Raw genomic sequence first — 22,131 nt, forward strand, 5'->3', positions numbered from 1 at the left:
GACCGGCCATGACCGGCGGCACCCCACCCCCGGGTTCCGGGGCTCCCGAGCAGGGACCCCCGGAGCCCGAGGGGGACAGCGGCGCGGACTGGTACACCCCGTCCCCGCCGCCGCCCACCGCCGCACCGGCCGCCGACCCCGAGTGGTACGCCGAACCCGCCCCGGGGCAGGCGCCCACCGCTCCCGCCGCGGCGGAGGCCTGGTTCGTCGACCAGGCCCCGCCCGCTGCACCCTCCCCACCCCCACCGGCCGCCGACGACCCCCCGTGGTTCGCCGACGACCCGGCACCGGCACCACCCCCGCCGGTCGACGCCGAGCCCGCGTGGTTCACCGGCGGCGACGCACCCGCCCCACCCCCGGAGACGGCCTGGTTCGACGCTGAACCAGCCCGTCGGGGTGCTCGACGCGCAGGCCCGCGCAAGGCCCGCAAGCCCGTGACCCGCGGCGAACCCCAGACCGAGCCGAGCGGCGCGGACCCGAGCGGCGCGGACCCGCGCGGTGCTGATTCGCGCGGTGCCGCACCGGAGCCTGCTGAGCAGCGGCCTGCCGCGTCGGACCCGTCCGCGGGCCCCGCCGACCCGCCCCAGAGCCCTCCTGGCGCTGCGGAGCCGGGGGAGCCCGGGGGCAGGCGGTTCCGCAGGCGCACCGCCCAGGCCGCCGAGCAGCCCACCGCACCGCGCTCGGCCAAGGGCGAGCAGGACCCGGCCGCTCGGGCCAGGGACATCTGCTACCGGCTGCTGACCATGCGCGACCACACGCGCCTGGAGCTGGAGCAGGCGCTGCGCAAGCGCGAGGTGCCCGAGGAGGTCATCCACGCGACGCTGGCCAAGTTCGACAAGGCGGGCCTGATCAACGACGAGGCGTTCGCGGAGTCGTGGGTGCGCGCCCGCCACGAGCACAAGGGCCTCGGTCGCCGCGCCATCGCCCAGGAACTGCGCCGCAAGGGCGTGGACCAGGTGGTCGTCGAGGAGGCCCTTTCCGACCTCGACGCCGACGCCGAGCAGGCCAGGGCCGCTGAGCTGGTGCGCCGCAAGCTCGGCTCCACCCGCGGCCTCGACCGGCAGAAGCGCATCCGCAGGCTGGTCGCCATGCTCGCCCGCCGCGGCTACGCCGAGGGCATGGCCTACGGGGTCGTCCGCGCCGCCCTCGACGCCGAGGACGCCGACACCGACACCGACACCGACGAGCGCATCGAGTGGGACCTCCTGCCCGACTGAGGTCGGTCCCGCCGCACCCGCGCAGGCACCCCAGCGATCCCCTACCCGCCTCGAAGCGGGCTCGGTGCCGTCTCGAATCGCGGGACGGCGGCACCCCAGTTTTCGATCACCCGGAAGTGGCTGGGAGCACCCCTGCGGCGACTCCCGCGCGTGCCCGGTATCACATCCGGTTCGGTTGCTCGTTTTCGGCCGCTGAGCTGCGGAGATCGCTGATCGGCGATGCGGGTGGGTGGCGGCTGTGTGGCACACGTCATACGCGCTTTTGAGCCACCCCAGGACTTCGGCTGGCTGCGGCTCGCCCCCCTGTGGTACTTGTCACATCTGCTCACAGCGGGCACAGTCGGCGGTGAGCGGTCCCGGTACGACGGCGTATCGACCAACCCGGCCGCGAACGGACCCACGGTCAGCACGGAGGTCGACATGACGAGCACTGAGGTGAGCGAACTGCAGCGGACGATCGGGCAGCTTCGCCTGTGCGTGGCGTCCCTGCGCTCCCGCTACGGCGACACCCCCGCGGTGCGCAGGCTGGACAACGACGTGGAGCGCATCGGCATTGACGCCTGCGACCTGAGCGCCGCCCCGGTGGCGCCCGCCCCGCGCGGGCCGGTGGAGCTCGACGTCGTGCACATCCCCGACACCCCGTACGACCCGGCGCTCTGGCACGGCGCCGACGACGAGGGGGTCGGCGGCTACCAGCGGTAGCACCACCGCCGCTCGCCGACCCGGAGCTCTCAAGGACGAGAGGACCACATGACGTCAGGCGTAGGCGCCCCCGGCCGGGCGACGATCACCGCGCGCACGCTGCGGACCGACCGGTGGTGGGTTCCCCCGCTGCTGACGAACCTGGGGCTGCTGGCCTTCGTCGCCTACGCGACGGTCCGCTCCTTCATGGGCAAGTGGTACTGGGTCGGCGAGCACGGCTACCTCACGCCGTTCTACTCGCCGTGCCTCAGTGAGTCGTGCCTGCCGGGCTCGGCGCACTTCGGCACCCCGCTGCCGGAGCTGCCCGGCTGGATCCCGCTGGGCTTCGTGGCCCTGCCGTTCCTGCTGGGCTTCCGCCTGACCTGCTACTACTACCGCAAGGCCTACTACCGCTCGGTGTGGCAGTCCCCGCCCGCCTGCGCGGTCGCCGAGCCGCACGGCTCCTACTCCGGTGAGACCCGGCTGCCCCTGGTGGTGCAGAACGCCCACCGGTACTTCTTCTACGTCGCGGTTCTGGTGAGCCTGGTCAACACCTACGACGCGGTCGTCGCGCTCACCTACGGCGTGGGGCTCGGCAACGTCGTCCTGCTGGTCAACGTGGTGATGCTCTGGGCGTACACGCTGTCGTGCCACTCCTGCAGGCACATCACCGGCGGCAGGCTCAAGCACTTCTCCCGCCACCCGGTGCGCTACCGGCTGTGGACGTTCGTGTCCCGGCTCAACGCCCGGCACATGCAGTTGGCGTGGACGACGCTGGGCACGCTCGTGCTCACCGACCTCTACGTGATGCTCGTGGCCAGCGGCGCCATCGACGACCTGCGGATCACCTGAGCGAGGGGACGACATGACCGAGGTCGAGCGGCACCGGTACGACGTGGTGGTCATCGGGGCGGGCGGCGCGGGCCTGCGCGCGGTCATCGAGGCCCGCGAGCGGGGCCTGCGGGTGGCGGTGGTGTGCAAGTCGCTGTTCGGCAAGGCGCACACCGTCATGGCCGAGGGCGGGTGCGCGGCGTCGATGGGCAACGCCAACCCCAACGACAACTGGCAGGTGCACTTCCGCGACACCATGCGCGGCGGCAAGTTCCTCAACAACTGGCGGATGGCCGAGCTGCACGCCAAGGAGGCCCCGGACCGGGTCTGGGAGCTGGAGACCTACGGCGCCCTGTTCGACCGCACCGCCGACGGCCGCATCAGCCAGCGCAACTTCGGCGGCCACACCTACCCCCGGCTGGCGCACGTCGGTGACCGCACCGGCCTGGAGCTGATCCGCACGATGCAGCAGAAGATCGTGTCGTTGCAGCAGGAGGACTTCGCCGCGAGCGGCGACCACGAGGCGCGCATCAAGGTCTTCGCCGAGTGCACCGTCACCGAACTGCTCAAGGACGGCGACCGGATCGCGGGCGCCTTCGGCTACCACCGCGAGACCGGCCGCTTCGCGCTGTTCGAGGCCCCCGCGGTGGTGCTGGCCACCGGCGGCATCGGCAAGTCGTTCAAGGTCACCTCGAACTCCTGGGAGTACACCGGCGACGGGCACGCGCTGGCCCTGCGCGCGGGCGCCCGCCTGGTCAACATGGAGTTCGTCCAGTTCCACCCCACCGGCATGGTCTGGCCGCCGAGCGTGAAGGGCATCCTGGTCACCGAGGGCGTGCGCGGCGACGGCGGGGTGCTCAAGAACAGCGACGGCGAGCGGTTCATGTTCGGCTACGTCCCCGACGTGTTCAAGGGCCAGTACGCCGAGAGCACCGAGGAGGCCGACCGCTGGTACACCGACCAGGAGGCCAACCGGCGCACCCCGGACCTGCTGCCCCGCGACGAGGTGGCCCGCGCGATCAACACCGAGGTCAAGGAGGGCCGGGGGTCCCCGCACGGCGGGGTGTTCCTCGACATCGCCAGCAGGCTGCCCGCCGAGGAGGTCCGGCGCAGGCTGCCGTCGATGTACCACCAGTTCAAGGAGCTGGCCGACGTCGACATCACCGCCGAGCCGATGGAGGTCGGCCCGACCTGCCACTACGTGATGGGCGGCATCGAGGTCGACCCGGACACCGCCGCGGCCTCCGTGCCCGGCCTGTTCGCCGCGGGGGAGTGCTCCGGGGGCATGCACGGCTCCAACCGCCTGGGCGGCAACTCGCTGTCGGACCTGCTGGTGTTCGGCAGGCGCGCGGGCCTGGGCGCGGCCGACTACGTCGAGGGCCTCACCGACCGCCCCACCGCGGCGCAGGCGGCCGTGGACGCCGCCGCCGCGACGGCGCTGGCCCCGTTCGACCCGGAGGTGGGCGGGGCGCCGGAGAACCCGTACGCGATCCAGAACGAGCTGCAGCAGGCCATGAACGACCTGGTGGGCATCATCCGCAGGGCCGAGGAGATGCAGCAGGCGCTCGACACCCTCGACCGGCTCAAGGCCCGCCTGCCGAACCTGGTGGTGGAGGGCCACCGGCAGTTCAACCCCGGCTGGCACCTCGCCCTCGACCTGCGCAACATGCTGCTGGTCAGCGAGTGCGTGGCGCGCGCGGCGCTCACCCGCACCGAGAGCCGCGGCGGCCACACCCGCGACGACCACCCGGTGATGGACAGCCAGTGGCGCAACACCCTGCTCGTGTGCACTGCCACCGACGGCGGCGTGTCGGTCGAGCGCGCCGAGCAGGTGCCGATGCGGCCCGACCTGCTGGAGCTGTTCGAGCTGCCCGAGCTGGAGAAGTACTACACCGACGGCGAACTGACCGGACACCCCGGAAGGGCGGAGTAGCGGTGGCCTACCAGGCGAGCTTCCGGGTCTGGCGCGGCGACGCCGAGGGCGGCGACCTGCGCGACTACACCGTCGAGGTCAACGACGGCGAGGTCGTGCTCGACATCATCCACCGCCTGCAGGCCACCCAGGTCCCGGACCTGGCGGTGCGCTGGAACTGCAAGGCGGGCAAGTGCGGCTCCTGCTCGGCGGAGGTCAACGGCAGGCCCCGGCTGCTGTGCATGACCCGGATGTCCACCTTCGCCGAGGACGAGGTCGTCACCGTCACCCCGATGCGCACCTTCCCGGTGGTGCGCGACCTGGTGACCGACGTGTCGTTCAACTACGCCAAGGCGCGCGAGGTGCCCGCCTTCGCCCCGCCCCCGGGCGTGGCCCCCGGCGAGTACCGGATGCGCCAGGTCGACGTGGAGCGCTCGCAGGAGTTCCGCAAGTGCATCGAGTGCTTCTTGTGCCAGGACACCTGCCACGTGCTGCGCGACCACGAGGACAACAAGCAGCGCTTCGCCGGTCCGCGCCACCTCATGCGCATCGCGGAGCTGGAGATGCACCCGCTCGACTCCGCCGACCGCGTCCCGGCCGCCCAGGACGAGCACGGGCTGGGCTACTGCAACATCACCAAGTGCTGCACCGAGGTCTGCCCCGAGCACATCGGCATCACCGACAACGCGCTCATCCCGCTCAAGGAGCGCGTCGCGGACCGCAGGTACGACCCGATCGTGTGGCTCGGCAACAAGCTCTTCCGCCGCCGCACCCCCTGAGCCGCGCGGCGCCCCCGCAACGCGAAGAGGCGGTACCCCGGACCGGGGTACCGCCTCTGAGCTGCGCGGATCAGGCGTTGGCCTTCACCAGCTCCTCGTCGCCGATCGTGGCGTCCGGCGTCTTGCGGCTGCGCTGCGAGCGCTTCTGCAGGTAGTTGGCCAGCAGGGTCAGCAGCAGGCACAGCGCGATGTAGATGGCGCCGATCACGATGGTCGTCGGCACGATCGGCCGGGCGAACGACCCCTGCGAGCCGATGTAGCGGGCGTAGTTCAGCAGCTCCTCGTAGGTGATGAGGAAGCCGAGCGCGGTGTCCTTGAGCAGCACGACGAGCTGGCTGATGATCGTCGGCAGCATCGACCGCAGCGCCTGCGGCAGCAGCACCTGGACCATCACCTGCGTCTTGCGCATGCCCAGCGCGTACGCCGCCTCCGACTGGCCCTTGGGCAGGGCCAGCACGCCCGCGCGGAACACCTCCGCCAGCACCGAGCCGTTGTAGAGCGTCAGGCCCAGCACGACCGCCGCGTACGGGGTCATCTTCACGCCCGCGACCGGCAGGCCGTAGTAGAACAGGAACATCAGGATCAGCAGCGGGATGGCCCGGAAGAACTCCACCACCACCGAGGAGATCGCGCGCACCCAGGCGTGCTCGGAGAGCCTGCCCGCGGCGAACACGGCGCCGAACACGATCGCCAGCACCGCGCCCAGCGCGAAGGCCTTGAGGGTGTTGCCGACCGCGGCCAGCAGGTCCTCCTGGACCTTCTGGTACTGCAACCACTCCCACTTCTCGCCGGTGAACTGCCCGCTGTCGTAGAAGCGGTAGACCACGTAGGCGATGACCCCGAGCAGCGCCAGCACGCCGACGACGCCGAGGGCGCGGTGGCGCACCCGGGCCTTGGGGCCGGGCAGGTCGAACAGGACGTTGCTCATCGGGCGCGGCTCCAACGCTTCTCGAGGGCACGCTGGACCAGGGTGAGCACCAGGACCAGGACGATGAAGCCCAGGGCGACGAAGGTCAGCACGAGCAGCTGGTTCTCGCCCCTCTCGGACAGGATCTGGCGGATCGCGCCCGCCTCGGCGACGGAGAAGCCCGCCGCGATGGTCGTGTTCTTCAGCAGCGCGATCAGCGTCGAGATCATCGGCGGGGCCACCGCGCGCACCGCCTGCGGCAGGATCACCAGGCCCAGCGACTGGCTGAAGCCCAGCCCGAGCGCGCGCGCCGCCTCGGCCTGCCCGACCGGCACGGTGTTGATGCCCGAGCGCACGACCTCGCAGATGAACGCCGAGGTGTACACCGACAGCGCCACGACCGCCGCCGCGAAGTACGACAGCTCGACGATCTCCAGCAGCGGGTAGGCGAAGACGAAGAACAGGAAGACCAGCGTGAGCGGGGTGTTGCGGACCACCGTCACGTACAGCGTGCCCGCCGCCCGGAACACCGGGACCGGGCTGACCCGCATCATCGCCAGCACGGTGCCGCCGACCAGCGACGCGACCGCGGACAGCAGGAACAGCAGGACGGTGACGCGGAAGCCGTCCACGAAGTAGTGCAGGTTGTCGAACAGCACGCGCATGTTGGCTTCTCCAGCGCCGTGTTAGGGGAGCGGGCCGGTGACCGGTCGGTCACCGGCCCGCTCGGGGGACTGCCGGATCAGTAGCGGTCGACCGACGGCGGGCTGACCTTGGTGCCCGACTTGCCCAGGGTGGCGTCGTAGATGGCCTGCCAGGTGCCGTCCTTGAACGAGGCCTCCAGGATGTCGTTCACCTTGTCGCGCAGGGCCTTGTCGTCCTTGGGCAGGCCGATGCCGTAGGGCTCCTTGGAGAAGGGCTCGCCGACGACCTTGAGCTTGTCGCTGTCCTGGGAGGCGAAGCCGAGCAGGATCGCGTCGTCGGTGGTGACGGCGTCGACCTCCTTGGCCAGCAGCTTGTCGACGCACTGGGCGTAGCCCTGGAACTCGACGATGTTGCCCGGCTCGGTCAGGCCCTGGTCGCGCACCCGCTGGATCGGGGTGGACCCGGTCACCGAGCAGACCTTCTTGCCCTTGAGGGTGTCCTTGCCGGTGATGGTGCTCTCGTCCGAGCGCACCAGCAGGCTCTGCCCGGCCACGAAGTACGGGCCCGCGAAGGAGATCTGCTGCTTGCGCTTGTCGTTGATGGTGTAGGTGCCGACGTAGTAGTCGACGTCGCCGTTGACGATGGCCTGCTCGCGGCCCGCGGACTGGACGACCTTGTACTCGATCTTGCTCTCGTCGAAGCCGAGCTTGGCCGCGACCAGCTTGGCGATCTCGATGTCGAAGCCGGAGAACTTGCCGGTCGTCGGGTCCTTGAAGCCCAGGCCCGGCTGGTCCTCCTTGACGCCGATGCGGACCTTGCCCGCGGCCTTGATCTTGGCGAAGGTCGGCGAGCCCGCGACGTCGACGTTGGCCTCGACGGCCGCGGTGGTGGACGGGGCGGACGCGGTGTCCGGCGAGCCCTCCTTGCCGCACGCGCTCAGCACGAGCCCGGTGGCGAGCAGCCCGGTGACCAGGGTACGAACCCTCATCGTTGTCTGTCTCCAGAATCTGTCCAGCGGCGAGTCGGTCGACTCCCCGGCTCCACTAGTGGGTCAGGATCTTGCCGAGGAAGTCCCGGGCGCGCACGGACTTGGGCGCGGTGAAGAACTCCTCCGGGGTCGTGTCCTCCACGACCTCCCCGTCGGCCATGAACACGACCCGGTTGGCCGCCTTGCGGGCGAAGCCCATCTCGTGGGTGACCACGACCATGGTCATGCCCTCGGCGGCCAGGCCGGTCATCACGTCGAGCACCTCCTGGACCATCTCCGGGTCCAGCGCCGAGGTCGGCTCGTCGAACAGCATCACCTTCGGCCGCATGGCCAGCGCCCTGGCGATGGCCGCGCGCTGCTGCTGGCCACCGGAGAGCTGGGCCGGGTACTTCTCGGCCTGCGCGGCGATGCCCACCCGCTCCAGCAGCTCCATCGCCGTCTTGCGGGCCTCGGCGGCGGGGGTCTTGCGCACCTTGACCGGGGCCAGGGTGACGTTCTCCAGGATCGTCTTGTGCGCGAAGAGGTTGAACGACTGGAACACCATGCCCACGTCCGCGCGCAGCCTGGCCAGGTCCTTGCCCTCGGCGGGCAGCGGCTTGCCGTCGATGGCGATGCGCCCGGAGTCGATGGGCTCCAGCCGGTTGATGGCCCGGCACAGCGTCGACTTGCCCGAGCCCGACGGGCCGAGCACGACGACGACCTGCCCCCTCGGGACCTCCAGGGTGATGTCCTTGAGCACGTGCAGCGGGCCGAAGTGCTTGTCGACCGACTGCACGCTGATCATCGAAGTTCCGGACGTCGACTCGGGGTCCGGGGCGGTCATGGGTCCTCCCACGAGGGCTTGCGTGAACGTTGGGCGACGTCTGTCTGGCTCGCGATGGGCAGAAGCTACCCCCGCTGGTGCCGATGTCCATGTCGCTTGAGCAACACTTAGGGTCTCAACTCTGTCACACCCGCCGCTCGGGAACCGGAGGACACGCGTGCGAGTGCTGCTCGTGGAGGACGACGACCCCGTCGCCGAGGCCCTGGTGCCCGCCCTGGCCAGGCACGGGCTGGCCGTGCGCAGGCTGCCCTCGGCCGCGGGCGCCCTGGAGCTGGTCGGCGAGGTCGACGTCGTGCTGCTCGACCTGCGCCTGCCCGATGTGGACGGGGTGGTGCTGTGCAGGCGCATGCGGGAGGTCTCCGGCGACGTCGCCATCATCATGGTGACCGCCCTGGGCGAGGTGCACGACAAGGTGGTGGGCCTGCAGGCCGGGGCAGACGACTACGTCGTCAAGCCCTACGACGTCGACGAGCTGGTGGCGCGCATCCACGCCGTGCACCGCAGGCGCACCGGGGCCAACCCGGTGGCCGAGCTCGACGGCGCCCGGGTCGACTTCGACCGCCGGGAGGTCACTGTGGACGGAGTGCCGGTGCTGCTGTCCCGCAAGGAGTTCCAGGTGCTCGCGCTCATCTTCAACGCCCGCGGCGCGGTCTGCGAGCGGGAGACGATCCTCGACCAGGTGTGGCAGCACGCGGGCGCGGCGGAGAACCGCTCGCTGGACGTGCACATCGCCAACCTGCGCACCAAGCTGGGCCGCAGCGGGCTGATCGAGACCGTGCGCGGCGTGGGCTACCGGCTCAGCGGCCAGCCGCGGTTCGCGGGCTGAGACCGCCGGGCGGGGGAGGAGCGGGGTGCGCACGCGGCTGCTGGGCATGGTCTGGTTCCTGATCGCCCTGGTGGTGTTCGGCCTCGGCGTGCCGCTGGCGCGCTCGGTGGCCGGGGCCGAGCAGCAGGACCTCTACCTGCGGCGGCTCACCGCCCTCAACCGCTTCTCCTCCCTGGCCCAGCAACCGCTCACCGACGCCCAGCCCCGGCTGCTGCGCGGCAGCCTCGACCGCTACGCCGAGGTCTACGGGGTGTCGGTGGTGGTCGTCGACGCCGACGGCGAGCGCGCCGTCAGCTCCGCCGACGGCTCCGGTCGTCCCATGATCGACCTGGCGGACCCGGCGGTGCGCGACGCCATCGGGCTCGCCCTGGCGGGCAGGCGGCCGGGGCCGGGGCCCCTGCTGGTGCCCTGGGACACCGACCCGCTGGTGCTCGCCGCGCCGGTGCTGGCCGACGGCGAGGTGCGCGGCGCGGTCGTGGTCGTCTCCCCGACCGCCGCCACCCGCACCACGATCCTGTGGTGGTGGGTGGGCATCGCGGGCGGCGGGCTGCTGGCGTTCGCGCTGGCACTGTCGGTGGCGGTGCCGGTGGTGCGCTGGATCCTGCGCCCGGTGCGCAGGCTCGACCAGGCCACCGGCGAGCTCGTCGCCGCGGTGGTCAGCGGCCGCGACGCCGACCCGGTCGGCGCCGAGCAGGGGCCGCCGGAGCTGCGCGAGCTGGGCCGCTCGTTCGACCGGATGGCCGCCAGCGTCAGCGGCACCCTGGCCGCCCAGCGCGCGTTCGTCGCCGACGCCTCGCACCAGCTGCGCAACCCGCTCACCGCGCTCAAGCTGCGCCTGGTCAACCTCGACGGGCACGTCGACGCCACCGCCGAGGCGCACCGGGTGGCCGCGGTGGCCGAGGCCGACCGGCTCAACCGCATCCTCGACGAGCTGCTGTCCATGGCCCGCGCCGAGGCCGACCGCGACGACCTCGTCCCGGTCGACGTCGACGCCGCGGTCGCCGACCGCACCGCCGACTGGCGGGTGGTGGCCGAGGCCAAGGGGGTGCCGCTGCACGTCGACGCCTCCGTCGGCGCCACCCGGGTGCTCATGCCGCCGCGCTCGGTGGAGGCGGTGCTCGACGCGCTGCTGGACAACGCGCTGAAGTTCACCCCGCCGGGGGCCGCGGTGGAGGTGGCCGCCGACGTCGACGACGACCTCGTCCGGCTCACCGTCCGCGACCACGGCCCCGGCCTGCGCGAGGACGAGCTGCCCAGGGCCACCGACCGGTTCTGGCGCAGCAACGCCCACCAGAACGTCCCCGGCTCCGGGCTGGGCCTGTCGATCGTGTCCCGGCTGGTGCAGCGGGTGGGCGGGCAGCTGGTGCTGAGCCTGCCCGACGGCGGCGGGCTGGCGGTCACCGCCGAGGTGCCCGCCGCGGGGCCTCAGCCGTCGGCCGAGCGGTAGTAGGCCAGCGCCCCCGGGTGCAGCGGCACCGGGTCGGTCTCGATGCCCGGCAGCACGTCGATCGCCCGCGCCGCGGCCACCGCGTTCTGCTGCCCGACGGCCTGGTTCGACCCGATGATCCGGTCGCGGGCGTCGAACAGGCCCCTGGTCAGCTGCTCGGCCAGCTCGTCGGGCACCGCCCGGGTGGTCAGCAGGAAGTTCGGCACCGCCAGCGTCGCCACCGCCACGCCGGTGCCGTAGGTCGAGGCGGGGATGCTCGAAGCGTTGTACACCGGGTCCGACCGGCGGATCTGCGGCAGCAGGTCGCCCAGGTCCAGCAGCCGGACCGGGGTGTCCCTGGCCAGCGCCTCCACGTCGTTGGTGGGCAGGCCGCCGGACCAGAAGAAGGCGTCGACCTCGCCCGAGCGCAGCTTGAGCACCGAGGACTTGAGGTTGTCCTCGACCTCGCGCACCTGGAGCTGGGCCACCGCCAGCACCCGGTCGGCGATCACCCGGGTGCCCGAGTCCCGGGTGCCCACCGCGACCCGCTTGCCCGCCAGCGCGGCCAGGGTCTCGATGCCGGAGTCCCGGCGCACCACCACGTGCAGGTAGTCGTCGTAGATGCGGGCCAGGGCCACCAGCGCGCGGGGGTCGTCGGAGCGCTGCGCGGAGGCCGCCCGGCTGGCCACGTCCGCCGCGCTGATCGCCACGTCGGCCTTGTCCGACTGCAACCGCAGCACGTTGTCGCCGGACCCGTTGGTCTCCTGCACGTCGGTCCCGGCCAGCCCCAGCTGCTCCTCCCACGCCGCCGACAACCCCCTGGCCAGCGCGTTGTACACCCCGCCAGGACCGCCCGAGGCGAACCGCAGCCGGGTCCCGGGGAAGGTGGTGTCGCAGGCGCTGGTCAGCGCGGCCACCGCGAGCAGGGCGGCGAGCAGCGCGCCGAGCCGGGTCCGCGGGCGCCTGGGCAGCATTGGCCGATGGTGCCAGAACCCCCGCCGACCGGCCCGCGTACCCTCGGACAGCGAGATGAGCGCGCGCACCTACCAAGTCCGCACCTACGGGTGCCAGATGAACGTCCACGACTCCGAGCGGCTGTCGGGCCTGCTGGAGGACGCGGGCTACACCGCCGCGCCCGAGGGCGCCACCGCCGACGTGGTCGTGTTCAACACCTGCGCCGTGCGCGAGAACGCCGACAACAAGCTCTACGGCAACCTGGGCCACCTGGCCCCGGCCAAGTCGGCGAACCCGGACATGCAGATCGCCGTCGGCGGCTGCCTGGCGCAGAAGGACCGCGGCGAGATCGTCCGCCGCGCCCCCTGGGTCGACGTCGTGTTCGGCACGCACAACATCGGCTCGCTGCCCACCCTGCTCGAGCGCGCCCGGCACAACCGGAGCGCCGAGGTGGAGATCCTGGAGTCGCTGGAGGTCTTCCCCTCCACGCTGCCCGCCCGCCGCGACTCCGCGCACTCGGGCTGGGTGTCGATCTCGGTGGGCTGCAACAACACGTGCACCTTCTGCATCGTGCCCTCGCTGCGCGGCCGCGAGCGCGACCGGCGCCCCGGCGAGGTGCTGGCCGAGGTCGAGGCGCTGGTGGCCGAGGGCGTGCTGGAGGTGACCCTGCTCGGGCAGAACGTCAACTCCTACGGCGTGGAGTTCGGCGACCGGCTCGCCTTCGGCAAGCTGCTGCGCGCCTGCGGCGGGGTCGAGGGCCTGGAGCGGGTCCGGTTCACCTCCCCGCACCCGAAGGACTTCACCGACGACGTCATCGCCGCGATGGCCGAGACGCCCAACGCCTGCCACCAGCTGCACATGCCGCTGCAATCCGGTTCGGACCGGGTGCTGCGCGAGATGCGCCGCTCCTACCGCTCGGCCCGCTACCTCTCGATCATCGAGAAGGTCCGCGCCGCCATGCCCGACGCGGCCATCACCACCGACATCATCGTCGGCTTCCCCGGGGAGACCGAGGAGGACTTCCAGGCCACCCTGGACGTGGTCCGCGAGTCCCGGTTCGCCAGCGCCTTCACCTTCCAGTACTCCAAGCGCCCCGGCACCCCCGCCGCGGACATGCCCGGCCAGCTGCCCAAGCAGGTCGTCCAGGAGCGCTACGACCGGCTGGTGCAGCTGCAGAACGACATCTCCTGGCAGCTCAACAAGGAGCAGGTCGGCCGCACCGTCGAGGTCGTCGCCGCGGTCGGCGAGGGCCGCAAGGACGCCGACACCCACCGCCTCAGCGGCCGCGCCAGGGACAACCGCCTGGTCCACTTCACCCCCGGCACCACCCACGTGCGCCCCGGCGACGTCGTCGAGGCGGTCATCACCTACGCCGCCCCGCACCACCTGGTCGCCGACGGCCCCCTCGTCTCCCACCGCCGCACCCGCGCGGGCGACAACCACGAGGCGGGCATCCGCCCCAAGACCGGCGGCGTCGGCCTGGGCCTGCCCTCCTTCGGCGCCCCCGCGCCCCTGCCCCCCGCCCAGGCCTGCGCGGCGGAGGTCCCCGCACTCGACGGAGGAGTCCGATGACCGACCCGGGCAAGGCCTACGAGCAGCTGCGCGCCGACGTGGAGGCCCGCGGCACCGCCACCGTGCGCACCGTCGACCTGGGCGTGCGCGCGCTGGTCATCGCCGTCGCGGTGTTCGCCCTCATCGTCGGCCTCGTGCTGCCCTGGGTGCACACCCCCGGCGGCGACGCCCTCGGCTTCGAGATCCTCTTCGGCTTCGGCCCGGCCGAGCAGCTCGGCGTGCTCTCGGTCCCGCGCCTGTTCGCCTTCACCAGCACCCTCTTCGGCATCCTCGCCTCGGCGCTGGCCCTCAACACCCGCCGCTGGGGCATGACCTGGATCGCCGCCATCGGCGGCTGGTTCGCCGCCGTCGACGGCCTGCTCGCCATCTGGACCGAGCAGTCCCTCGTCCGCGGCACCACCCCCGGCCCCGGTGCGGGCCTCGGCATGGTCATCGCCGAGGCCGCCATGGTCGTCCTGGCGATCCTGTGGTTCCGCACCGCGTGGTCCCGGGACCCCTCCAAGCCCGAACCCACCCACCCCGACCCCGACGACCCGGCCTGACCCGCCTCGTCCTGCTCCTGCCAGGGGCGACCACGCGCGAAGGGGCTCACCTCCACCGGAGGTGAGCCCCTTCGCGCTGGTGCGTCAGCGGGAGGCGACGGCCTGCTCGGCGGCGGCCAGCCACTCGCGCCACTGGGCGGCCTGGGCCTCGGCCTGCTCGGCGCGGCGCTTGTCGCCCGCGGCGCGCGCCTTGGCGGCCTGGGCCTCGAACTGCTCCACGCGCTCGCGGAACTGGGCGGCGCGGGCCTCGGCCTCGGGGTCGGTGCGGCGCCACTGGGCCTCGCCCGCCTGGCGCACCCGCTCCTCGACCGCGCGCAGACGGCCCTCCAGCTCGCGGATGCGCTCGCGCGGGACCTTGCCGATCTCCTCCCAGCGCTCCTGCACCCGGTGCAGGGCGCTGCGGGCGGCGTCCAGGCCGGTGCTCGGGTCGATCTTCTCCGCCTCGACCAGCAGCTCCTCCTTGGCCTTGGCGTTGGTCGCGAACTCGGCGTCGCGCTCGTCGAAGACCGCGGAGCGGCGGGCGAAGAACTTGTCCTGCGCGGCCCGGAACCGCTGCCACAGCTGGTCGTCGGCGTCCTTGGGCGCGCGGCCCGCGGCCTTCCACTCGACCATCAGGTCCTTGTAGCGGCCCGCGGTCGGGCCCCAGTCGTCGGACTCCGACAGCTCCTCGGCCAGCTCCACCAGCTCCTGCTTGCGGGTCTTGGCCTGCGCGCGCTGGCGGTCGAGGTCGGCGAAGTGCGACCCCCGGCGGCGGTTGAAGGTGTCGCGGGCCTTGGAGAACCGGCGCCACAGCTGCTCGTCGGTCTTGCGGTCGACGCCCTTGACCGTCTTCCACTCGTCCAGGATCGCCCGCAGCCGGTCGCCCGCCACCTTCCACTGGGTGGACTCGTCGGCCAGCTTCTCGGCCTCCTCGACCAGCGCCTGCTTGCGCGCCACCGCGGCCGCCCTGGCCTGGTCGCGGGCCGCCTTGGCCTTGTCCACGGCCTTCGAGGCGTGCCCCAGGACGAAGTCGATCCGGGCGGCGAGCCCGTCGAGGTCACCGACCACGGTGGCCTCGGCCAGCCCGTCGCGGATCTGCTTGGCGCTGGCCGCGGCCTGCTTCGGGTCGCCGGACCCGGAGGTCAGCCGGGCCTCCAGCAGCTCGACCTCGGTGCGCAGGTCGTCGAACTTGCGGGCGTAGTGCGCCAGGCCCTCGGTGGGCTCGCCCGCCTGCCACGACCCCACGGCCCGCTCGCCGTCGGCGGTCTTGACGTAGACGGTGCCGTCCTCGTCGACCCGGCCCCACTTGCCCGGGTCCGCCGAGGCCACGGCGACCACGGGCGCGGCGCCGGCGCCACCGGGGGTGACCGAGGCGGGGCTGGGCGCGGCGGCGGGGGCGGCGTCGGCAGGGGGCGCGGGCGCGACCGGTGCGGCGGGCGGTGCGGGGGCGGCCTCGACCGGCGCGGGCACGGCGGCCGCGGGCGCGGAGTAGGTCGGGGCGGACTCGACGACCCCAGCAGGCGCATCGTCAGCAGGCGCGCTGTCGGAGGGGGCGCTGTCTGAGGGGGCGCTGTCGGCAGCGGGGGCCGGGGCGTCCGCCTGGTCGTCGGCGACCTCGCCGGTCGCGGTCCCGGCCGGTGCCGCGCTCGCGGTGGCGCCCTCGACCGGCGTCGGGGCCGAGTACGTGGGCGTCGACTCGACCGGGTCACCGGTGGTGCCCTCGGCCGTGCCCGGCCCGGTGCCCGCGTCCGCGGTGCCCTCGTTGTTGTCGGTCATGACCGGCTCCCTCCCGCCTGCGTTGCCCGCGTCCCGCGGGCGCCCCGCTCGCGCGGGGCCCAGCACTGTGCGTACGGCCTCGGCGGCCGTGCGGCCCGGGCGTACCGCGCGCATTCAAACAGGTCAGCACGCGCACGGGTACTCGGCAGGCCGCTCTGCACATCATGGTGCCGCAAATCGTCCGGCCGTGGGCTGCGGCGGCCAAGATAGTTCGACGGACAGTAACCTCGCCACCGTGATCTCCCGAGTCGCGGTGGTGCCCCAGCCGCCCCTGCTGGTCCCCGAGCTGGTCGGCGGACCGGACGAGGACGCCGAGCGGCTGCGCGCGGCCTGCCGGGACGCGGCGGCGGCCCTGCTGGCGAGCAGCGACCACTGGGTCGCGGTCGGCGCGCACACCCGCCCGGCGCACCACCCGCCCGCGACCACCGGCACCTTCGCCCCCTACGGCGCCGACGTGCCCGTCTCACTCCAGCGGGTGAACCCCGCCCAGGACCGGCGGCCCCCAGCCGCCGACCTGCCGCTGCCCGTGCTGGTCGCGGGCTGGCTGCGCGGCCAGGTCGACGCCGCCGACGTCCCCGTGCACCTGGTCGCCCAGGACGCCACCCCGGCCGACTGCGCCAGGGACGGCGCCCGGTTGGCCGCCGAGCTGTCCGGCCCGGACCCGGTCGCCCTGCTGGTGGTGGGTGATGGCTCACACCGGCACGGCGAGCACGCCGTCGGCAGGCCGGACGAGCGCGCCCCCGCCTTCGACGACGCCGTCGCCCGCGCCCTGGCCACCGCCGACCTGGCCGCGCTCGCGGGCCTCGACCCCGCCGTGGCCGCCGACCTGGGCGCCGCAGGCCGCGCACCCTGGCAGGTTCTCGCCGCCGCCCTGCGCGCCGACGGGCGGACCTGGCGCGGCACCCGGTCCACCGCGCTGGTGCCCTTCGGCGTGGCCTACCACGTGGCCGTCTGGGACCCGGCGTGACCGCGCTCGCCCTCGTCGGCCCCACCGCCACCGGCAAGTCCGACCTCGGCCTGGCCCTGGCCGAGCGGCTGGGCGGCGAGGTGGTCAACGCCGACGCCATGCAGCTCTACCGCGGCATGGACATCGGCACCGCCAAGCTGACCCCGGCCGAGCGGCGCGGCGTCCCGCACCACCAGCTCGACGTCCTCGACGTCACCGAGACCGCCTCGGTCGCCGCCTACCAGCGCCACGCCCGCGCCGCCGTCGAGGACGTCCTCGCCCGCGGCCGGGTGCCCATCCTGGTCGGCGGCTCCGGCCTCTACGTCCAGGCCGTCCTCGACGACCTGCGCTTCCCCGGCACCGACCCGGGCATCCGCGCCCGCCTGGAGGACGAGCTGGCGGTGGTCGGCGCCCCCGCCCTGCACCACCGGCTGAGCGGGCTGGACCCGGTGGCCGCCGAGTCCATCCTGCCCAGCAACGGCAGGCGCCTGGTCCGCGCGCTGGAGGTCATCGAGCTGACCGGGCAGCCGTTCTCCGCCACCCTGCCCACCCCCGGCCCACCCCGCTACGGCGCGGTCCTGGTCGGCGTCGACCGCGACCCCGCCGAGCTGGACGCCCGGGTCGACCTGCGGGTCGAGCGGATGTTCGCCGCCGGGCTGGTCGAGGAGGTCCACGCGCTCTGCGAGGTCGGGCTGCGCGCGGGCCGCACCGCCCCGCGCGCCCTGGGCTACCAGCAGGTGCTCGCCGTCCTCGACGGGACGTCCACGGTGGACGAGGCCGCCGCCGAGACCGCCAGGGCCACCCGCCGGTTCGTGCGCAGGCAGCGCTCCTGGTTCCGCCGCGACCGCCGCACCACCTGGTTCGACGCCGCCGACCCCGGCCTGGTCGAGGCGGTCCTCGCCCTGCTGCCGCGCTGAGGGCCCGCCGGGCGCCGCCGCGTAGCCTGGTGGCGTGGCGATCGCGTTCAGCAAGGGGCACGGCACGGAGAACGACTTCGTGCTGCTGCCCGACCCCGACGGCGACCTCGACCTGACCCCGCACCGGGTCCGGGCCCTGTGCGACCGGCGCCGCGGCCTCGGCGCCGACGGGGTGCTGCGCGTGGTGCGCACCAAGGCCCTGCCGGACGCCCCCGGCGGCATCGACGGCGACGTCTGGTTCATGGACTACCGCAACGCCGACGGCTCGATCGCCGAGATGTGCGGCAACGGCGTTCGGGTGTTCGCCCGCTACCTCACCGACACCGGCCTCGCCGCGGGCCCGGAGGTGCCGGTGGGCACCCGGGCGGGCCTGCGCCCGGCCACGGTCAACCAGGACGGCACGGTCACCGTCGACATGGGACCGGTCCGCAGGCTGGGCCGCTCCACCGCCCGGCTCGCGGGCCGCGAGCTGGACGGCCTGGGCATCGACGTCGGCAACCCGCACCTGGCCTGCGTGGTCGACGCGGTCGCTGATCTCGACCTGGCCACCCAGCCCGGCTTCGACCCCGCCACCTTCCCCCAGGGCGTCAACCTGGAGTTCGTCGAACCGGTGACCGACGACGAGGTGCGCATGCGCGTCCACGAGCGCGGGGTGGGGGAGACCCGCTCCTGCGGCACCGGGACCGTCGCCGCCGCGGCCGCCGCCCTGGACGCCCAGGGCCGCACCACCGGCGTGGTGACCGTGCACATCCCGGGTGGCACGGTCACCGTCGAGGTCACCGACACCGGCAGCACCCTCACCGGCCCGGCCGAGTTCGTGGCCGAGGGCGAGCTCGCGCAGTCCTGGTGGGACGCCCTGGCCTGACCTGTTCCACTGTGGAGTTGTGGGGCATCGGAGTTGGGGCATCACCCAGCCGCCACCACCTCCTCGGGGGCGTTCGGCACGTCGCGCATCCGCCGCAGCGGTGAGCACACGACCCACAGCGCGCTGAGCACCGTGCCGCCGACGCCCACCCACAGCGCGGTCCGCACCCCGGCCCACTCACCGATCAGCCCGCCCGCGAGCGACCCCAGCGGGAGCGTGCCCCACACCACGAACCGGATGCTGGCGTTCATCCGGCCCAGCAGCGCGTCCGGGCACACCGCCTGCCGGAAGCTCACCTGCGCGACGTTGTAGACGACCACGCCGATGCCGGTGACGACGAACCCGAACGTCGACAGCACCAGCGGCCACCCGGGCGCGGCCAGCGGCACGAGCAGGCCGAACGGCGAGGTGACCAGCGTGCTCACCCAGATCGCCCGCGCCCCGCCCAACCAGTCGCCCACCCGCCCGGCGACCAGCGCGCCCAGCACGCCGCCGAGGGCCTGCACCCCGATCACCAGGCCGATCTGGCCGGGGGACAGGCCGACGACGCCGCTGAGGAAGAGCACGAAGCTGGCGTTGACGACGCCGCCGAAGAAGTTGGCCGTGCTCGTGCACGCGGTGATCGCCACCAGCAACCGGTTGCCGAACACGAACCGCAGGCCCTCGGCCACCTCCGCGCGCAGGTTCGGCGTCTGCTTGCGCTCGGGCGCCTGCTCCCCGGTGCGGATCCGCGAGAGCGACAACGCCGACGACAGGTACCCGACCGTCGTCGCCACCAGCGCCGAAGCAGCCGACAGGGCCTGGGTGAGCCCTCCGCCGAGCGCCGGACCCGCCAGCGCGGCGACGGTCTGGCTGGCCTGCAACTTGGCGTTGCCCTCCACCAGGTGCTCCCGGCCCACCAGCCCCGGCAGGTAGGACTGGTACCCGACGTCGAAGAACACCGTGCAGACCCCGATCGCCAGGGCCACCACCAGCAGGTGCGCCAGCGTCAGCGCGCCCAGCCAGGCCACGACCGGCACGGTCAGCAGCAGCACCGCCCTGGTCAGGTCCATGGCGATCATCAGCGGCCGCTTGCGCATCCGGTCCACCCACGCGCCCGCGGGCAGCCCCACCAGCAGGAACGCCGCGTTCTCCGCCGCGCCGAGCAGCCCCATCTGCCCCGGTGAGACCTGGAGGGCGGAGATCGCCAGCAGCGGCAGCACCACCTGCCCGACCTGGTAGCCGAACTGCGCGATGGTGTCGCCCACCCACAGCTGCCGGAAGTCGCGGTGCCGCCACAGCGCGGCTCGGCGCCGAGCGGTGGGAGGGGTTCCCGGAGAAGTCATGGCGCACAGGGTCGACGACTGATTGGAACTTGTCAATCAGTCATCCACACCCCACCCGGCACGGTCCCGCACCCGCCGGTCCCGCTCCAGGCGACCCGGCACAACGACGGACGAGCTGAGGCCGCCCCCCGTGGGAGGTACGCCCTAGTCTCCAGGGGTGACTGAGGTGCCCGAGCGCAGGGCGGCCACGCCGGAGGAGCTGCAGGTCCTCGGCTCGGCCGTGCGGCTGCGCATCATCCGCCTGACCCACCACCGGCCGCTGACGAACAAGGAGATCGCCGAGAAGGTCGGCAAGGACCCGGCCACGACCCTGCACCACGTGCGCAAGCTGCACGCCGCGGGCTTCCTGGAGGCCCTCCCCGAGCGCCGGGGCACCCGGGGCGCCAAGGAGATCCCCTACCGGTCCACCGGGCTGTCCTGGCGGCTGAGCCTGGGCCACACCCCGACCGTCTCCGAGGCCATGTTGCAGGCCTACCTGGGGGAGGTGGCCGCGGCGGGGGTCGGCGCAGTCGAGCAGACCCGCCTCGTCGTGCAGGTGGACGAGGCCTCCCGGGCGGAACTGCAGGTGCGCATCGGTGAGCTGCTGGAGGAATTCGCAGGTAGGGAGCCCCTGGAGGGCGCCGAGCGCACGGCGGTGTACCTCGCGATCTACCCGAGCGGGTAAATCCTGCTCGAATCGGGAACGCGGACGTGGGACCATGGCGTTGTAGCAGTGCAGACACCATCGTCGACACGAAGGACGGGTTCACCACGTGACTGAGGAAAGCTTCCAGCACGACACCCACGGCGACGGGACCGGTCCGGCTGAGCTCTCCCTCGGTGAACTCGAACTGGAGGAGCGCTCGTCGCTGCGCCGGATCACCGGCCTGTCGACCGAGCTCGAGGACATCACCGAGGTCGAGTACCGGCAGCTCCGCCTGGAGCGCGTGGTGCTCGTCGGGGTGTGGACCGAGGGCACCGCGCTCGAGTCGGAGTCCAGCCTGGCCGAGCTGGCCCGGCTGGCCGAGACCGCGGGCTCGGAGGTGCTCGACGGCCTCATCCAGCGCCGCGACAAGCCCGACCCGGCGACCTACGTCGGCTCCGGCAAGGTCGGTGAGCTGGCCGAGGTCGTGCGCGCGTCCGGCGCCGACACCGTCATCTGCGACGGTGAGCTGTCCCCGTCGCAGCTGCAGCAGCTGGAGGCGCGGCTCAAGGTCAAGGTCATCGACCGCACCGCGCTCATCCTGGACATCTTCGCCCAGCACGCCCGCTCGCGGGAGGGCAAGGCGCAGGTGGAGCTGGCCCAGTTGCAGTACCTGCTCCCGCGCCTGCGCGGGTGGGGCGCCACGCTGTCCCGGCAGGCCGGTGGTCGCGCCGGTGGCGGCAACGGCGGCGTGGGTCTGCGCGGCCCCGGTGAGACCAAGATCGAGACCGACCGGCGGCGGATTCGCGCCAAGATCTCCAAGCTGCGCCGCGACATCAAGGACATGTCCACCATCCGCGACACCAAGCGCGGGCGGCGGGTGGCCAACGACGTGCCGAGCGTGGCCATCGCCGGCTACACCAACGCGGGCAAGTCCAGTCTGCTCAACGCGCTGACCGGCGCGGGCGTGCTGGTGGAGGACGCGCTGTTCGCCACCCTGGACGCCACCACCCGGCGCACCCAGACCCCCGAGGGCACCGGCTTCACCCTGACCGACACCGTCGGGTTCGTCCGGCACCTGCCGCACCAGCTGGTCGAGGCATTCCGCTCCACGCTGGACGAGGTGGCCGACGCCGACCTCATCCTGCACGTGGTGGACGGCTCCGACCCGATGCCGGAGTGGCAGGTCCAGGCGGTGCGCGAGGTCCTCAACGACATCGGTGAGCGCCGCGAGCAGGCCATGCCCGCGGAGCTGATCGTGGTCAACAAGGTGGACGCGGCCGGTGAGCTGGCGCTGGCCAGGCTGCGCCACCTGCTGCCCGGGGCGGTGTTCGTCTCCGCGCACACCGGCCAGGGGATCGAGCAGCTGCGCGAGCGCGTGGCCGAGCTGATCCCGCGGCCGGACGTCGAGGTCGACGTGCTCATCCCCTACGACCGGGGTGAGCTGGTGGCCCGCGTGCACCGCGACGGCGAGGTGCTCTCCGAGGAGCACACCGAGTCCGGCACCGCGCTGCACGCCAAGGTCAAGGCCGACCTCGCGGGCGCCCTGGAGCAGTTCGCCGTCCACCGCACCCGCGCCTGACCGGCCCGGTGCCGCT

The 22,131-nt window shown here is 73.2% G+C and carries 21 protein-coding genes; 14 read left to right on the forward strand and 7 right to left on the reverse strand.

All coding sequences use genetic code 11. The annotated features are described in order from the left end of the window. The first annotated feature begins 8 nt into the window (after positions 1 to 8). From BJP25_RS36420 to BJP25_RS02375, 5 genes are all read left to right on the forward strand, one after another. Positions 9 to 1,217, forward strand: coding sequence for a regulatory protein RecX (locus BJP25_RS36420; RefSeq protein WP_143218840.1), 1,209 nt, complete (start codon positions 9 to 11; stop codon positions 1,215 to 1,217). A 420-nt stretch (positions 1,218 to 1,637) separates the two neighbouring features. Then, positions 1,638 to 1,919, forward strand: a complete 282-nt coding sequence (locus BJP25_RS02360; protein ID WP_075973095.1) for a hypothetical protein — start codon at positions 1,638 to 1,640, stop codon at positions 1,917 to 1,919. A 48-nt stretch (positions 1,920 to 1,967) separates the two neighbouring features. After that, positions 1,968 to 2,750 carry a hypothetical protein gene (locus BJP25_RS02365; RefSeq protein ID WP_075973096.1) on the forward strand — a complete coding sequence of 261 codons (783 nt, stop codon included), beginning with the start codon at positions 1,968 to 1,970 and terminating at the stop codon, positions 2,748 to 2,750. A gap of 13 nt (positions 2,751 to 2,763) precedes the next feature. Continuing rightward, complete coding sequence (locus BJP25_RS02370; RefSeq protein ID WP_075973097.1) at positions 2,764 to 4,662, forward strand: fumarate reductase/succinate dehydrogenase flavoprotein subunit; 1,899 nt, start codon at positions 2,764 to 2,766, stop codon at positions 4,660 to 4,662. A gap of 2 nt (positions 4,663 to 4,664) precedes the next feature. After that, positions 4,665 to 5,420 (forward strand): succinate dehydrogenase/fumarate reductase iron-sulfur subunit, encoded by a 756-nt coding sequence (locus BJP25_RS02375; protein WP_075973098.1) that lies wholly within the window; start codon positions 4,665 to 4,667, stop codon positions 5,418 to 5,420. Between the two features lie 70 nt (positions 5,421 to 5,490). Here BJP25_RS02375 and BJP25_RS02380 read toward each other — a convergent pair whose 3' ends face one another. The 4 genes from BJP25_RS02380 to BJP25_RS02395 form a co-directional block, all read right to left on the reverse strand. Next, positions 5,491 to 6,348 carry an amino acid ABC transporter permease gene (locus BJP25_RS02380; RefSeq protein WP_075973099.1) on the reverse strand — a complete coding sequence of 286 codons (858 nt, stop codon included), beginning with the start codon at positions 6,346 to 6,348 and terminating at the stop codon, positions 5,491 to 5,493. Further along, the gene (locus tag BJP25_RS02385; RefSeq protein ID WP_075973100.1) at positions 6,345 to 6,992 is read right to left on the reverse strand and encodes an amino acid ABC transporter permease; all 648 of its coding nucleotides are present in this window, start codon (positions 6,990 to 6,992) and stop codon (positions 6,345 to 6,347) included. Before BJP25_RS02385 ends, BJP25_RS02380 begins: the two co-directional genes overlap by 4 nt. Before the next feature lie 77 nt (positions 6,993 to 7,069). Beyond that, positions 7,070 to 7,960 carry a glutamate ABC transporter substrate-binding protein gene (locus BJP25_RS02390; protein WP_075973101.1) on the reverse strand — a complete coding sequence of 297 codons (891 nt, stop codon included), beginning with the start codon at positions 7,958 to 7,960 and terminating at the stop codon, positions 7,070 to 7,072. Between the two features lie 55 nt (positions 7,961 to 8,015). Beyond that, positions 8,016 to 8,744, reverse strand: a complete 729-nt coding sequence (locus tag BJP25_RS02395) for an amino acid ABC transporter ATP-binding protein (RefSeq protein ID WP_143218845.1) — start codon at positions 8,742 to 8,744, stop codon at positions 8,016 to 8,018. Positions 8,745 to 8,940: 196 nt separating this feature from the next. Between BJP25_RS02395 and BJP25_RS02400 the strand changes: the two genes are divergently transcribed. Next, positions 8,941 to 9,609 (forward strand): response regulator transcription factor, encoded by a 669-nt coding sequence (locus BJP25_RS02400; RefSeq protein ID WP_075973103.1) that lies wholly within the window; start codon positions 8,941 to 8,943, stop codon positions 9,607 to 9,609. A 25-nt stretch (positions 9,610 to 9,634) separates the two neighbouring features. Beyond that, the gene (locus BJP25_RS02405) at positions 9,635 to 11,056 is read left to right on the forward strand and encodes a sensor histidine kinase (protein ID WP_075973104.1); all 1,422 of its coding nucleotides are present in this window, start codon (positions 9,635 to 9,637) and stop codon (positions 11,054 to 11,056) included. Here BJP25_RS02405 and BJP25_RS02410 read toward each other — a convergent pair. Continuing rightward, positions 11,035 to 12,009: a TAXI family TRAP transporter solute-binding subunit gene (locus BJP25_RS02410; RefSeq protein ID WP_075973105.1), complete on the reverse strand. Its 975-nt coding sequence runs from the start codon at positions 12,007 to 12,009 to the stop codon at positions 11,035 to 11,037. The two genes, BJP25_RS02405 and BJP25_RS02410, sit on opposite strands and share 22 nt — an antisense overlap. Before the next feature lie 55 nt (positions 12,010 to 12,064). Here BJP25_RS02410 and miaB point away from each other — a divergent pair, with 55 nt between their 5' ends. Beyond that, the gene (miaB, locus tag BJP25_RS02415) at positions 12,065 to 13,561 is read left to right on the forward strand and encodes a tRNA (N6-isopentenyl adenosine(37)-C2)-methylthiotransferase MiaB (RefSeq protein ID WP_075973137.1); all 1,497 of its coding nucleotides are present in this window, start codon (positions 12,065 to 12,067) and stop codon (positions 13,559 to 13,561) included. Further along, positions 13,558 to 14,103, forward strand: a complete 546-nt coding sequence (locus BJP25_RS02420) for an Rv2732c family membrane protein (RefSeq protein WP_075973106.1) — start codon at positions 13,558 to 13,560, stop codon at positions 14,101 to 14,103. Before miaB ends, BJP25_RS02420 begins: the two co-directional genes overlap by 4 nt. 84 nt (positions 14,104 to 14,187) lie before the next feature. Here BJP25_RS02420 and BJP25_RS02425 read toward each other — a convergent pair whose 3' ends face one another. Then, entirely contained in the window at positions 14,188 to 15,552 is a 1,365-nt protein-coding gene (locus BJP25_RS02425) for a DUF349 domain-containing protein (protein ID WP_075973138.1), read from the reverse strand. Positions 15,553 to 16,093: 541 nt separating this feature from the next. Here BJP25_RS02425 and BJP25_RS02430 point away from each other — a divergent pair. The 3 genes from BJP25_RS02430 to dapF are packed head-to-tail and all read left to right on the forward strand — an operon-like array spanning position 16,094 to position 18,586. Beyond that, on the forward strand, positions 16,094 to 16,825 hold the full coding sequence (locus tag BJP25_RS02430; RefSeq protein ID WP_075973107.1) for a class III extradiol ring-cleavage dioxygenase family protein: 732 nt from the start codon (positions 16,094 to 16,096) through the stop codon (positions 16,823 to 16,825). Then, a complete protein-coding gene (miaA, locus tag BJP25_RS02435; protein WP_075973108.1) occupies positions 16,822 to 17,721 on the forward strand; it encodes a tRNA (adenosine(37)-N6)-dimethylallyltransferase MiaA in 900 nt (299 codons plus the stop codon). The genes BJP25_RS02430 and miaA overlap by 4 nt, the downstream gene beginning before the upstream one ends. Positions 17,722 to 17,755: 34 nt before the next feature. Then, positions 17,756 to 18,586 (forward strand): diaminopimelate epimerase, encoded by an 831-nt coding sequence (gene dapF / locus BJP25_RS02440; protein WP_075973109.1) that lies wholly within the window; start codon positions 17,756 to 17,758, stop codon positions 18,584 to 18,586. 41 nt (positions 18,587 to 18,627) lie between these two features. Here the strand turns inward: dapF and BJP25_RS02445 are convergent, their stop codons facing one another. Beyond that, complete coding sequence (locus tag BJP25_RS02445; protein ID WP_075973110.1) at positions 18,628 to 19,911, reverse strand: MFS transporter; 1,284 nt, start codon at positions 19,909 to 19,911, stop codon at positions 18,628 to 18,630. A 157-nt stretch (positions 19,912 to 20,068) separates the two neighbouring features. Here BJP25_RS02445 and BJP25_RS02450 point away from each other — a divergent pair, with 157 nt between their 5' ends. Both BJP25_RS02450 and hflX read left to right on the forward strand, forming a co-directional pair. Continuing rightward, positions 20,069 to 20,575 (forward strand): ArsR/SmtB family transcription factor, encoded by a 507-nt coding sequence (locus tag BJP25_RS02450; RefSeq protein ID WP_408607085.1) that lies wholly within the window; start codon positions 20,069 to 20,071, stop codon positions 20,573 to 20,575. An 88-nt stretch (positions 20,576 to 20,663) separates the two neighbouring features. After that, complete coding sequence (gene hflX / locus BJP25_RS02455; RefSeq protein ID WP_075973112.1) at positions 20,664 to 22,115, forward strand: GTPase HflX; 1,452 nt, start codon at positions 20,664 to 20,666, stop codon at positions 22,113 to 22,115. Positions 22,116 to 22,131 lie beyond the last annotated feature (16 nt).

This window comes from Actinokineospora bangkokensis, from assembly GCF_001940455.1.
GTDB lineage: Bacteria > Actinomycetota > Actinomycetes > Mycobacteriales > Pseudonocardiaceae > Actinokineospora > Actinokineospora bangkokensis.